Below are 14,491 nucleotides of genomic sequence, written 5' to 3' on the forward strand. Positions count from 1 at the left end.
TATAGTTGATTTATTTTCACAGGATGGACTTTGCTTTCCTCCGGGGGGAGCGGTAAACTGTTGCATACGAGCATACGAGCATACGAGCATACGAGCATACGAGCATACGAGCATACGAGCATACGAGCATACGAGCATACGAGTGGATTAACGTCCTGGATTTTACTCTAAAAAGGTGTGGCTGTGTCGGTATGCATTTTATTTTTCAAACAGATGTGGAGGAAGTACGATTGGAAATGTTTACGATGCTGCTGGGTTTATTTGAACGGGCGGCGCTGTTGATTATATTTTTATTCTTTCTGTCGAGGGTGCCAAGGTTTAGGCAGATTCTGCAAAAGGGGAAATTAAGGTGGCAGGAGTCTATTGCGGTTACCTTGTTATTCTGTGCTTTTGCCATCTTCGGGACATATACGGGCATTAATGTTGAAGGTTCACTGGTAAACGTGCGGATCATCGCCGTGTTATCGGGTGGTATTTTGTTCGGAGCGCCTGTGGGTATTATTACGGGTATTGTCTCCGGGGTGCATCGGTATTTGATTGATATGGATGGAGTCACAGCTATACCGTGTCTAATCACGAGTATCCTGGCAGGTCTGGTCTCCGGATATATACATAAGTACACGCCCAAACCCAAGCGATGGATTATCGGTATTGGTGCCGGAATGATCTGTGAAGCGCTGACGATGTTATTAATCCTGTTATTTTCCTATCCCGATCCACTGGGTGCCGACATTGTTTCGAAGATTGCGCTGCCTATGATTCTGGGTGAAGTCAACATTGGGCTTATTGTGCTCTTGGTGCAGAGTGTTGAAGGGGAAAAGGAAATGATTGCAGCTCGTCAGGCGAAGCTGGCGCTTGAGATTGCAAACAAAACCTTGCCGTATTTCCGTTCGATTGATGAGGATTCTCTGCGCAAAATTTGCCGGATTATTCAGGAGGATATTCAGGCCGATGCGGTTGCAATTACAGATACCCGGAATGTACTGGCTTATGTAGGATTTGGCGAGGAACGATATCATATCGGTAATGAAATTATAAGTGAGATGACCAAGAAGACGATATCTAGCGGGGAGATTACGATCAGTAATGATGTCATTGATGAAAAAACACCCGATATCCACTCGCTGTTAATCATTCCGCTCAAAGAACGAGGAGACATTACAGGTGCGCTCAAAATCTATTATCGCAAAGCGTACAAAATTACGTATCCATTACAAACGATGGCTGTAGGTCTGTCGCAGATCATCTCAACCCAGATGGAGGTATCGCGGGTAGAGGAGATCAAGGCTGCTGCCAACAAAGCAGAGCTGCGTGCGTTACAGACAACTATTCATCCTCATTTTCTGTTTAATGCGTTAAATGCGATTGCATCATCCATCCGAACCAAACCGGATCGAGCGCGAGAGCTGATTGTGAACCTATCCGGGTACATGCGTTACAATCTGGAGCTGTCGGATGAGTTAATTGATATTCATAAGGAACTGGAGCAGGTCCGTAATTATGTAGAAATTGAGAAAGCCCGCTTCGGCAGCCGACTGAATGTGATCTATGAGATTGATGAGGTCGCGGTGCATATTCCGAGTCTTGTCATCCAGCCGCTCGTCGAAAATGCAATTATTCATGGCATTCTCAAGGTCAAAGGACCCGGGACTGTTCGAATTCGGGTACAGGATTATCCGGAGTTTGTGCGAATCAGTGTCAGTGATACAGGTGCAGGTATCAGTGCAGATATAATTGAACGTGTTTTACCATGACCGTATGCCTGGTAACCAGATCGGGCTATATAATGTACATCGCCGGGTTAAGCTTATCTATGGACAAGGTGTAACCATTACAAGGCTGGAACAAGGAACCGATATTTTATTTGATGTGCCCAAAGGAGATGTCGTAACAAGGTGATGATGGATCAATGAGAGCTCTTATTGTGGAAGACGAGATTCTGGCAAGTGAGGAATTGAATTATTTAATCCAGGAACATAGTCGGATTGAAGTGGTGGATCGCCTTGAAGATGGGCTGGATGTACTAAAGTTTTTGCAGGAACAAGAAGTAGATGTTATTTTTCTCGATATCAATATTCCCTCGCTGGACGGCATGATGCTGGCCCATCATATTGGGAAGTTTGCAACGAAACCCTACATTGTATTTACTACGGCGTATAAGGAACATGCAGCAGAAGCCTTTGAGTTGGAGGCGTTTGATTATATTCTGAAGCCGTATGACGAGAAGCGAATCGCTGCGATGCTCCATAAGCTGGAGATGGCTTTCAAGCGTGATCATACGCCGGTGGAGCAACATGTTGAGGATGGACCAGTTACTATGGTGGACGGATCTGCTGCACAGGGAGATCTGTTACGAGAACGAGATACGAATTCCCATACGGACAGAAGAATTAATCTGCTGCGGAATGACAATATTATTGTTACGGATACGGCAGACATCTACTATGCGGAAGCGCAAGAGAAGGTGACGAAGGTATATACCAAAAATGGTGAGTTCACCATGCCAGTGAGCATATCGGATTTTCACAGCCGACTGCCACAGGACACGTTCTTTCGCTGCCACCGTTCGTACGTCGTAAATCTGTCGCAGATCCGTGAAATTGTACCTTGGTTCAACAATACGTATCTGCTCCGCCTGCGCGATCTGGAGGCTGAAGTACCTGTAAGTCGCGGTAAGGTCAAAGAATTCAGGCAACTCATGCGCATCTAGAAGCATTTCATTCCGCATCTGATGCAACTCATGCTCAAAACGGTGTAGTGAATCCCCTTTCATGTATGATTAGCTTGTGAACGCATTCATGTATATGACATCGGCAAAGGGGAGATCACGATGAAAGCAGCAATTTCATCAGCACCTACATCAACATTTACACCTACAAAAATGAACCGCTGGCTTATTGTTTTGGGGACCATCATTGTACAAATGGGTCTTGGAACCATCTATACTTGGAGTTTATTTAATCAACCGTTGTCTGATCGTTTCGGATGGGACGTCAGCTCGGTCGCGATAACTTTTTCAATTACCAGTTTTGCTTTGGCTTTTGCTACATTGTTTGCAGGACGGTTGCAGGAACGTTGGGGTCTTCAGCGCCTGATCCGTGTAGCCGGGGTTGTACTTGGACTGGGTCTTATTCTGAGTTCCCAAGTTACTTCGCTAACACTGCTGTACATTTTGGCTGGATTTGTCGTTGGTTTTGCAGACGGTACGGCGTATATTACGTCGCTGTCTAATCTGATCAAATGGTTCCCGGAGCGTAAAGGTCTGATCTCGGGGATCTCGGTCGGAGCTTTTGGTACCGGTAGTTTATTGTTCAAATATGTGAATTCGGCATTGATTGGTGCCGTTGGTCCTGCTCAGGCATTTATGTACTGGGGCATTATCGTTCTGGTTCTGGTTGTTGCGGGATCATTCCTGATCCGCGAAGCGGTTGTTCGTGAACAGGCTCCGGCAAGCAAGGAAGGATCCAAACAAGTCGTGGCACGTCATGACTACACGGTGAAAGAGATGCTGCGTACAAAAGAAGCGTACATGCTGTTTGTTATTTTCTTCACGGCGTGTATGAGCGGTTTGTATCTGATCGGTATTGTCAAAGATATCGGTGTACAGCTCGCAGGTCTTGATGTAGCTACAGCTGCAAACGCAGTGGCCATGGTTGCAATCTTTAACACGGCAGGACGTATTATTCTCGGTGCGCTGTCGGATAAAGTAGGACGAATGAAAGTCATCGCTGGTGCGCTGCTGGTTACAGCCGTAGCTGTCATGACACTTAGTCTGGTTCCACTGACCTTCGGGATCTTCTTCGCCTGTGTGGCGGCCGTTGCATTCTGCTTTGGCGGTAACATTACGGTATTCCCGGCGATTGTGGCCGATTACTTCGGATTGAAAAATCAGAGCAAAAACTATGGTGTGATCTATCAGGGATTTGGATTTGGTGCTTTGGCTGGATCATTCATCAGCGCCCTGCTGGGCGGATTCCATCTAACCTTCATTGTGATTGCTGTACTCTGCGCTGTCTCGCTGTTGCTCGCACTGATCATTACCCCTCCAGGTGAAGGTCGTCGTGCACGTCAACGTGAAAAACAGATGAACCTTAACCCTTCATCACGGGCAAGCTAACAACAATCCCATCTTAAAAAGCAAATTAAAAATAAAGTAAACAAAGCGGTCTCCAGATGAGGCCGCTTTTTGGTATCTACAGTTGTCAGATTGCTAACTTGTTGACCTATCGGACCATCTGGCTGCCTGCAAGCGTGGTGCCTTGTGTGCATTCCATCATTCGCATCTGTTATACTCTAGGTGAATTCAACAAGACCAAGATAAGTTATGTACCCCAGAGGAGGCATATCATGAAGTTCATTAAATACACACAACCTGATTTTGATGATTATTATGCATTGGTTTCCAATATGGAAGTAATGAAACAGATTACAGAACGTGCAATACCTGAGCAAGAGGCGAGAACGCAATTTGAGTCCATGCTGGAGTTTAATGAGCGTTCCACTTGCGGACATTACCGAGTATATAGTGAAGATGGTGCCGGTGTGGCGTATGCCAAATTGATTCCGGATCAGGAGGACCCGACCAAGGCTGAGATAGGTTACATGATCCTGCCTGAACATTGGGGCAAAGGTCAAGGCACATCCATAGCGTCACGGTTGATTATTCAGGCACAAGCTGCGGGGATTGGATCACTCTATGCAGTTATCGATCCGGGTAACGCTGCTTCCCGCCGGATCTTGACCAGACAGAACTTTGTATCCACCTGGACAGGCGATTACGATGGTCTTCCCGGCGAGATTTTGGAGTTGAATCTTCAAATGAAGCGGTAAAGGAACTGTTCTGAGGGTAATCAGATAACATAGGGCATCTTGCATGAGAGGGCTAGAACTCATTATCATCATGTACATGGGTTCACCATGCACATTTCATGCAAGATGCTTTCTTATATAGAGATGTGGAGGAGATGACATATGAGCAATTCAACCATGGAACGTCTGAATGCATTGCTGCCGGAGTGGCTGGAGACCAGTCGTCTGCACACAGGGCAGGGTAAGGTGGCTTCTTATATCCCGGAGCTTGTCAAAGCCTCTCAGGATGAGCTTGGTATACATATCATGGACGCCGAAGGGAACTATGTGTCGGCAGGGGATTGCGGTGTCCCATTTACGATGCAAAGTATCTCCAAAGTATTTACCCTTATTCTGGCCTTAATGGACCATGGTGAAGAAGCAGTCTTCTTTAATGTAGGAAAAGAACCCACAGGCGACGATTACGATTCGATGATCAAGCTTGAACTAGTCGAACCCGGTATTCCGTTTAATCCATTAATCAATGCGGGTGCGATTACGGTGTCCTCGCTTGTTGGAGGAGACTGTAAGGAAGAGAAATCACGCCGCATTCTGGAGTTTTTCCGCAAACTGGCGAATAATGATCAGCTGGGCTATAACGAAGAGGTATTCCAGTCCGAATCGGAGAGTGGTCATATGAATCGTTCACTTGGCTACTTTTTGAAGCACAACGGGGTCATTAAGGATGACGTTGAGGACGTGCTTGCCGTGTATTTCCGTCATTGCTCCATTGAAGTGACGTGTGCAGATCTGTCTCGAATGTCACTCGTTCTGGCCTATAATGGAACAGATCCAATTACGGGAGAAGAACTCATCCCTCGTCGCTATGTTCAGATTGCCAAAACCTTCATGACCACCTGTGGTATGTATAATGCATCAGGCGAATTTGCCATCGAGGTTGGATTGCCCGCCAAAAGTGGAGTATCCGGTGGAATTCTGACCCTTGTACCGGGACAATTCGGCATTGGTCTTGTGGGCCCGGCTCTGAATCGCAAAGGCAATAGCATTGCCGGCGTGCATCTGCTCGAGCGTCTGTCCAAGGAATTCGACTGGAGCTTTTTCTAAAAAGTTTTCGAAAAAAGTCATACCCTTATATGTAGCCGATGAATCACGTATCTGATATTTTGCTTCTTTAGAACGAAGTGAATGGTCTGGATATGTCTCGTCGGCTACTTTGGGTATTCACCTGGAAGTGTAGGAAGACAGTCCTGCATGGCAACGGGTATGCTGCATCTATCATGGAATATCCACAACATCGGGGTGGGTATATCTCCCTTCAGTCATCGGATAGGGCCACATCTGTAATGAGGTTCATCTGAATATCCCGGGACCCATCTTCCATCAGTAGTCTGAGGGTCCGGGCAGGACGGTCCAGCCGAAGCACCTGCCCCGTGTAACGGATATCGTCATGTTCGTGAAACAACGTAATGGTAACGATATCTCCAAGCATCATCGAGTTGCTGAGCAAACGGGACATTTCTTCCGCGGCCTGGGCATCCAGGGATGGGCGGGTACGAGGAGCAAGTTGTTCCTGATGAAGAATGTAGGCTTCCCGGTGTTCGGGGAGCATCATGCGTGAGGACTCGAAGATACCGTTTTGCTGCAATTTTTTACTCATTTATAATGACCTCCAATTTTATGAGAACGTTCATGGGCTTGCGCGGACGAGCAGAGGGAGGATGCCCGCATGATGGCGGTTTCTCCGTACCTGCGCTTGATATCATCCGTGGCACGTTCCAATTCTCTTTTACGTTCACGATCATCGAACCAGGACAGCTGCACTTCAGAATCGGGTACAAGTCCGGTCAATGACACGCTGATGCGGCGGATGGGTAATCCGTCCCAATGGCGCAGGAACAGAGCTGCTGCCGCATCGTATACTTCATCCGTAATGTTGGTGGGTTCATTCACCTTCATCTGGCGGGAGAAACCGGTTGGCCGATCATAATCCTGTCCGCGACAACCAACCGAGACTACATGGCCCATGAGCGATTTGTCCCGGGAACGTCGACTGACGAGTTCCGCCAGTTCAAGCAGTACCACTTTGATATCTTCCCAGGAGTCATAGTCCCGGGGCAGCGTCATCTGATGTCCAATTCCCTGCTGCTGATGAGAATACGTCCCAGGTTTGACCGGGGAATCATCAATACCGCGGGCGATACGCCACAGTACCTCGCCATTCACACCCCAACGTTCTCTCAGTCGGGACAGTGGGGTCTGGGCCAGATCACCGATCGTATGCACGCCCATCTTGTAGAGATGCTGCGCCATGCGGGAACCTACCATGAACATGTCTCGCACAGGCTTCTCCCAGATGGTTGAAGGCAGATCTTTGCGAGGCAGCGTGCAGATGCCACTAGGGACTTTTTTGGCATATAGATCACAGGCCATCTTGCTAACGACCTTGGTATCACTGATGCCGATTCGAATGTACACACCCGTCTCATCCATCACCCTCGATTGAATGCTGCGCGCAATCGTCTCGGGGCTGCCGAACAGATCCAGGCTTCCGGTGACATCGAGGAACTGTTCATCAATACTATAGGGTTCCACCAGATCGGTGTAAGACTGAAGGATACGCGTAATATGAAGGGACACCCGAATGTATTCGGCCATCCGGGGGCGAACAACCACAACATCCGGACATTTGGCGAGCGCTTCGCCCAGTCGTTCTGCTGTCGTAATTCCATAGGACTTGGCGAGTGGACAGGCCGCAAGAATAATACCCGAACGGCGCGCCGGATCTCCCGCAACAACGAGGGGGCGGTCCTTGTATTCGGGATGTGCAGACTTCTCCACACTGGCATAGAATGACTGGCAGTCTGCCAGCATGATGACACGTCTGTCTTGGCGGGGCATAAGACTTCTCTCCTTATCCGTGATGCTAAGCTCTTCTGTTAAGCATCCATTATCTTCATTTGAACATCGATAATTAACAGTTTATTTACAGTATGGAACAAGTGTTCTTGTTTTATAAGCATATCTGACAATTCGAAATGCGGCAACCGGAATTATTTTGCAAATTGGACACAATTATGGATTAGCTATATTAGAGGCAGAAATTAGGAAATAAGATGTGCTTTTTTACATTTAATGTGAGAGATCTGTGACCTCTGGGTGATGACCAGGCGTTCATTTAGGTTTTTGTAAAAGGTTTATAAATGGGTACAGTCCTATAGAGGGGGACTGACGTCCTTTTTTGGTTTTCTGCATTTTTCAGAAAACCTTGATGTGACGCGGAATATCGCTGATGCGTTATCGGACTATAGTATCAATTTTGTAATCTTTATGGTTAATACTGTAAAAAGGTCCGCAACTTTAACATATGACTCGCGTTTAATGGGGTATGTGTTCAAACGGAAAACGATGCCTGTACCCGCGTTGCACATAACAATAAAGGTTCCAGAAGTGCAAGATCAGCAGGCATCTAATCCATGCAATTCGAGCAAATATTAGTGTTTGGGAATCAGAGGTATCCCAGAGGCTTCCGAGTGGTAGTTGATGGACCTTTTTACGAATCATGGGCAGAATGTTCCATTTCATGTTTGCTTCCATCAGCCTAGTTACAAATGCAGAGTCTTAGCGCTATAGTGAGAACTACACCGCTGACATCTCTACCAAGCGGACATCCGAAGCGGAATGATTCCTATGCTTCATGTTGGACCATTCGGTGTTGAAGCAGGATGCATAATAGAGAGGTGAGCAATCTAAAGACATGAGCAGACAAAGACGAAGACGCTGGTTATTAACGGTGTTGACAGGAGCAGTGGTGGTGACTGGCGGGATATTTGCCGGGTGGCACTATATGCAACCCAAGCTCGTTACGTACACAGCGGAGAACGGCACGGAGATGAAATTCAAGACCGATGGAGACCGGTTCATGGAATACGGGCCAGATGGAACGTGGAGGGAGATGTTCGTCAAAGGTGTCAACCTGGGCGCAACTTCACCGGGGCATTACCCGGGAGAATTCCCGCTGACCAAAGAGGATTACTTGCGGTGGTTCCAGCAGATCGAGGATCTGGGAGCCAATGTAATCCGGGTATACACGGTTCACGAACCGATTTTCTACTCTGCATTAGTCGAATATAACCGCGGCCGGGAGCAACCGTTATATTTTATACAGGGCATATGGTCACCTGAAGAAGAGTTAATTGAGAAACAGGATGCCTATGCGGCGCATATTGAGCAGACGTTCAAGCAGGAGATTGAAAAGGCCGTATCTGCTGTCTATGGCGATGCGGACATTCCTGCCAAGCAGGGAGAGTCTAGCGGCAAATACAAAACGAATGCAGGAAAATACCTGATGGCCTGGCATGTAGGGACGGAATGGGACCCGGCGATGGTAGACAACACAAACGCAAAACATGCGGACGTGCCGCAGTACAAGGGAGTTCATTTCTCGGCGAGTCCAGAAGCGTCACCGTTCGAGAACTGGCTCGCAGAGCTGCTGGATCATACGGCGGTCCTGGAGAAGAAGTATGGATGGGAACATCCGATGACCTTCACCAACTGGGTAACCACCGATGTGCTGGATCATCCCGGCGAGCCGCTGTATGAAGAGGATCTCGTCAGTGTGGATGCCCGACATATTCAGCCGGAGGCGTGGCAGGGAGGTTATTTTGCAGCCTACCATGTGTACCCGTATTACCCGGATCTGTTCCATATCGATAAAACACTCCAAACCATCAAGGATGAGAACGGTGAATACAACACGTACAAAAGTTATCTGCGCAAGCTGAAAGCCGAGTTTTCCGATATGCCTGTAATGATTACAGAGTATGGCGTACCTTCTTCTCTTGGTATTTCCCATCTGGGTATGGGAGGACGGAATCAGGGTGGACATAGCGAGGTGGAGCAGGGAGATATTGACGCGTCATTGACGCAGGATATCTATGATGAAGGGTACTCGGGAGCAATTGTGTTCATGTGGCAGGATGAGTGGTTCAAAAAAACATGGAACACGATGCCACTGGAAATCCCGGCTGATCGCCGTGCATATTGGCTGAACGTACTGACAAACGAGAAGATGTTTGGCCTGCTTGCCATGGACCCCGGTAAACAGGAACAGTTGACCATCGACGGATCACTGGATGACTGGGATGATCTGAAGGATGAAGAGGTCACGACCTGGCAGGGCCAAGTGGACGGCATTCAGGAAATGAAGATGACCCATGATGAAGCCTATCTGTATATTGGGCTGACCTTGGATCAACCGTTTGACCCGGCTAAGACAGTGCTGCGAATTGGGACCGATACACTTGCTGGAGGCAGTCAGCCTGACAAGTTACTACCGGGCCGGACGCTCAGTGATGGTCTTGAGACGGTGATTACACTGGGGCAGGATGAAGAATCTCAGGTGGAGATCGCCAAGGATTATGACTTTAATCAGCGTCTGTATGGCAAGGATGGATACGACATGCTACCAGATCAGCAGTCAGACTCCGCAGATCCGTTCCATCCATGGAATCTGGCAGTCAGCCTGAGAATGACACCGCCGGATACCCGATCTGCTCATCCATTCATGAATGAAAAGGTCGGAACATTGAAGCGGGGAACGACGGCTCCCGGTCAGCCCGATACGGATTCATTAACGGCATGGCAGTATAACGGCAATCAGGTGGAGATGCGAATTCCCTGGATGCTGCTCGGATTCGGTGATCCGAGTTCGCTGCAAGCGATCGACTATGGACCGCTCAAGAATGGACGTGAGTTCTCTACAGTTGCTGTGGAAGGCGTTGCACTCATTCCGTGGTTAACGGACCGCGCCACGAAGAAAGTATCTTGGCCTGGGGGTGAACAGACGACCCTGGATCTGAAGACATTGCCGGTATATAGCTGGCAGCCTTGGGAGCAGGTGCAGTATAGTGAACGCCTGAAGCTAAGCTACGAAAAAATGAAGAAGAGTTATGGAAAAATTCCTAGTTTTCAGATCGAATAAATGAGTATAAAGGAGGACCTTTTCACATGTTTCCAAGTTTGGCTTTGGCCTATCTGTTTTTGTACATCTGTATCGCACTTGTTGTTGTAGGCGTCATCGTATTGTTTGCCATGAAAATGTCCCACAATGGCAAACGACGCAAGACGGCGTTTTATGAATTGAAGCAGCGTGACTACTTCACCTATCTGCAAACAGCCTTGACCGAGAATAGTCCACTCAAATTGCCACCAGGCAAGCTGGCTCCGCTGGAACGCAGAGTCATTCAGGACAGGCTGATTGAATGGATCGACCAGTTCAAGGGTGAGTATCGCGACAAATTAATCGCACTCTGCCGCGAAGCAGGATTCGTAGAGCATGATCTGAAGGAACTGGGCCGTCTGCGTTACGGTCGCCAGATCGATGCAGCGTATCGCTTGGGCGGCATGCGTTGTCCCGAAGCCGTTCCGGGTTTGATGGAATTGCTGAAGGATGAGAAACCGGGCCCGATGGCCATTATGATTGGTCGTTCCATCTCCAGATGTACGACTCGGCAAGGTGAACTGAAAGACATGCTGGCGTTGCTGTTAACCAAAGGTAAGTCCATTCACCATCTGGCAGCAGATATTCTGCTCGAAACGAGTCTGGATACGAGCAGAATTCTAATCGAATTGCTGGAAGACCGGAATCCTGATTTTGTCAAAGTCGGACTGGTTGCCATGTGGGGGCAGGCTGTACCTGAAGTGATGCCTGCACTCGACAGACTGGTAGGCGCAGAACATCAGGATGTACGTGCTGAAGCAGTGAAGCTGTATCTTAGCGCAAGTCCGGCGCTCCGGGATGAGACAATTCTGAAGCTGATCCAGGATCCCGATCCGGAAGTTCGCGCCGAAGTGGTACAAGCGCTTGGTTCCAAGCATGCATCTGGCAGTATTCCATTGCTGCGCAAAGCGCTGCGGGATGAGGACTGGAGAGTTCGCTATAACAGTGCGGAGAGTCTGAGCAAGCTCGGTGAACCGGGATTCGAAGCGCTGTGTCAGGCTGCGGTGCAAGGTACAGTTGCTGAGCGCGAGATTGCGATGCAGCAGATTGAGAGTACCATGCAGCATACGAGAACCGATGACAGAGCTGTAGAGCAGATGATTGCACATAACAAAAAAAGACTGCTGTACGATCGCTATTTTGGCCCTGTCCGAGAGAACAGAACCAGCAAGAAGCGCACAGGTGTCGCTACGGTAGGAGGGGATTACACTGCTTAGGGATCTACTATTAATCTACGGCATGGTCGCAATCTACTATGTTGTTTTTGTAAATACGCTCTACTTTTCCATTTTGGCCTTATCGTTCCGTAACATCTGGACGATCTTCCGGCGGTCGCATTATTCCAAATACAATACATTGTCAGGCTCGGAACTGGTGCCTTCCGTTTCTCTGCTGGTACCGGCATACAACGAGGAACTGACGATTATTGAAAATGTGAACTGCCTGATGACGCTGAATTATCCAACGTATGAAGTCATTGTTGTGAATGATGGCTCCAGTGATGCCACGCTGAATATCCTGTTGGAGGAATATCGGCTGAAGCCAGTACCCAATACGAAGATTCGGGGCAAGATCGCCTGTCAGAAAATTCGTGGGATCTATCATAACCCGGAGTTCCCGGATCTGTATGTCATTGACAAGGAAAACGGCGGTAAGGCCGATTCCCTCAATGCCGGGATCAACCTGTCCCATTATCCGTTGATCTCTTCCATCGATGCCGATTCGTTGCTGGAGAAGGATGCCCTGATCCGCATGGCACGCATGTATATGGAGAATCCGGAAGAGACGGTAGCTATCGGTGGAGATGTAAGAATCGCCAATGGCTGCAAAATTGAAAACGGGGCAGTGCAAGATGTATCGCTGCCACGCAAAATCTGGCCCATGTTCCAGTCGATTGAATATCTCAAAGCCTTCCTGGGCGGACGGATTGGCTGGAGTCACATGAACGGTCTGATCATTGTCTCCGGTGCCTTCGGCATGTTCCGTAAGGACGCTGTAATCGCCGTTGGTGGATACCGGGATGGTTATCCTGGGGAAGACATGAACATCATCATCAAGCTTCACCGTTACATGCTGGAGAACAAATTGAAGTATCGCATTGCCTTCTGCCCTGAGGCGGTGTGCTGGACGCAGGCACCGGATTCCTACCGGATCTTGTCCAGTCAGCGCAAGCGCTGGGGCCGCGGGAATCTGAAGAACATGATCGAGAATCGCGGCATGTTGTTCAATCCGAAATATAAGGTTATGGGTATGGTGACCATGCCATATAACGTCCTTTTTGAAGCGCTGAACCCGTATTTCCGGATTACCGGACTTCTGGCTCTCGCTGGATATGTCCTTCTGGATATGACGCAATGGCCGATTCTGGTTCTGTTCGGACTGCTGAACTTCGTGAGTGGTTACCTGCTGAGTGTGGGCGCACTTGTCCTGGAGGAGATTGCATTCAAACGTTACAACAAACTCTCCGATCTGGTCAAAATGCTGGTCTACTCCGCGCTGAAATTCGTGGGTTACCATCAGCTCGGCGTACTGTGGAGATTGCAGGGACATGTGCAGTTCATGCAAAACAACAACTCATGGGGTACCATGACACGTCAAAGCTGGTCCGAGGATGAGAAGAAAACAAGCGAAGCCGCTTAAGTAAAGAATAATCAAAGCAATTATATGTCCAACTAGACATTTACACGATAACGGAGAGGGCAGAAAAAGCCTGAAGAAGCGAAGCGTGCACCTTTATCCCCGGATTTCCCCTTGTATAAAGGAATCAAAAAATCTGGGGATAACAGTGATCGAAAGGTTGTTCTGTCATCGGAGTGTCAGTGTAAATAACATTTTTGGGACTTATATAGATAATCGAGGAGAAGGGTGGAAAAGAACATGCCAAATACGGCGACATTGCAGCGTGAGGCTGCCGTTAATGTGTACCGAAGTGTAGAACAGGGATTGAAGGAAACGGGTGCCGAAACATGCGGCTTAATGTTCATCCATTGTGCAGGAAACTCTCAACCTGAGCAGCAGGTCAGGACACATCTGGAGCAAACGAGCGGGACAGCATTCCAGGTGTGGAAGGATGGTGCCACTCAGGCGATTGCCGTCCTGCTGCCAGGGTTGTCACTGGATGAAGTTCATTATGAAGGACTTCGGATCAAGCATGAACTGCAAGAGACCGTGCCCGGTGCCGATCCACAGATTACACTGGCCAGTTTTCCGGAAGGGGAGCGCCCTTCGAAGGCAACTATTCAGCATATGGCTGAGTCCTCGAAGCTCGTAGATTCGTCGGAGATTCATATCTACACGCTGGACAATACGGCGGACGAGCCGGAACGAATTTTGATTGTGGACAACGATCCTACGGTACGCGAATTCCTGCAATTGCGGTTGAAGATGCAGGGCTACGAAACCTATGAAGCCGTCGATGGACTGGCTGCACTGGAATTGATCGAGAAAGTCACACCAGACCTGGTGCTCACCGAGCTGAATCTGTATGGCATCGACGGTCTGCCGTTCATCCATCATATTCAGAACCTGGAGATGGAGCATCCGCCCAAAATTGTCGTGTTGACCGAGCAACGTGTCGAGCAGACGATCAGCCAATGCTTCCGCAGCGGCGTGGATGATTACATGACCAAACCGTTCTCACCTGTAGAGCTGGATGCCCGAATCAGACGCTGCCTGCATTAAAAG

10 protein-coding genes and 1 pseudogene are annotated in these 14,491 nt (G+C 48.6%); 9 read left to right on the forward strand and 2 right to left on the reverse strand.

What is annotated here, in order from left to right:
• The first annotated feature begins 245 nt into the window (after positions 1-245).
• The 5 genes and pseudogenes from QF041_RS30845 to glsA all read left to right on the forward strand — a co-directional run bounded on the left by QF041_RS30845 (position 246) and on the right by glsA (position 5,913).
• Positions 246-1,899, forward strand: a pseudogene (locus tag QF041_RS30845) (LytS/YhcK type 5TM receptor domain-containing protein).
• Positions 1,900-1,909: 10 nt separating this feature from the next.
• Positions 1,910-2,710 (forward strand): LytR/AlgR family response regulator transcription factor, encoded by an 801-nt coding sequence (locus QF041_RS30850; protein ID WP_307416810.1) that lies wholly within the window; start codon positions 1,910-1,912, stop codon positions 2,708-2,710.
• Between the two features lie 120 nt (positions 2,711-2,830).
• Positions 2,831-4,117: an L-lactate MFS transporter gene (locus QF041_RS30855; RefSeq protein ID WP_307416812.1), complete on the forward strand. Its 1,287-nt coding sequence runs from the start codon at positions 2,831-2,833 to the stop codon at positions 4,115-4,117.
• Positions 4,118-4,347: 230 nt separating this feature from the next.
• Entirely contained in the window at positions 4,348-4,830 is a 483-nt protein-coding gene (locus QF041_RS30860) for a GNAT family N-acetyltransferase (RefSeq protein WP_047843670.1), read from the forward strand.
• Positions 4,831-4,971: 141 nt separating this feature from the next.
• Positions 4,972-5,913 (forward strand): glutaminase A, encoded by a 942-nt coding sequence (gene glsA / locus QF041_RS30865; protein ID WP_036614565.1) that lies wholly within the window; start codon positions 4,972-4,974, stop codon positions 5,911-5,913.
• Positions 5,914-6,124: 211 nt separating this feature from the next.
• Here the strand turns inward: glsA and QF041_RS30870 are convergent, their stop codons facing one another.
• Positions 6,125-6,466: a YolD-like family protein gene (locus QF041_RS30870; protein ID WP_307416813.1), complete on the reverse strand. Its 342-nt coding sequence runs from the start codon at positions 6,464-6,466 to the stop codon at positions 6,125-6,127.
• The gene (locus QF041_RS30875) at positions 6,463-7,707 is read right to left on the reverse strand and encodes a DNA polymerase IV (protein WP_307416814.1); all 1,245 of its coding nucleotides are present in this window, start codon (positions 7,705-7,707) and stop codon (positions 6,463-6,465) included. Before QF041_RS30875 ends, QF041_RS30870 begins: the two co-directional genes overlap by 4 nt.
• Before the next feature lie 856 nt (positions 7,708-8,563).
• Between QF041_RS30875 and QF041_RS30880 the strand changes: the two genes are divergently transcribed.
• The 4 genes from QF041_RS30880 (at position 8,564) to QF041_RS30895 (ending at position 14,488) form a co-directional block, all read left to right on the forward strand.
• Entirely contained in the window at positions 8,564-10,789 is a 2,226-nt protein-coding gene (locus QF041_RS30880) for a hypothetical protein (RefSeq protein WP_307416815.1), read from the forward strand.
• A gap of 26 nt (positions 10,790-10,815) precedes the next feature.
• Positions 10,816-12,024, forward strand: coding sequence for a HEAT repeat domain-containing protein (locus tag QF041_RS30885; RefSeq protein ID WP_091018251.1), 1,209 nt, complete (start codon positions 10,816-10,818; stop codon positions 12,022-12,024).
• Between the two features lie 22 nt (positions 12,025-12,046).
• Positions 12,047-13,447, forward strand: a complete 1,401-nt coding sequence (locus QF041_RS30890; protein ID WP_174806433.1) for a glycosyltransferase family 2 protein — start codon at positions 12,047-12,049, stop codon at positions 13,445-13,447.
• Positions 13,448-13,684: 237 nt separating this feature from the next.
• Positions 13,685-14,488, forward strand: coding sequence for a response regulator transcription factor (locus tag QF041_RS30895; RefSeq protein ID WP_307416816.1), 804 nt, complete (start codon positions 13,685-13,687; stop codon positions 14,486-14,488).
• Positions 14,489-14,491: the final 3 nt, after the last annotated feature.

The organism is Paenibacillus sp. W2I17, assembly GCF_030815985.1.
Lineage (GTDB): Bacteria > Bacillota > Bacilli > Paenibacillales > Paenibacillaceae > Paenibacillus.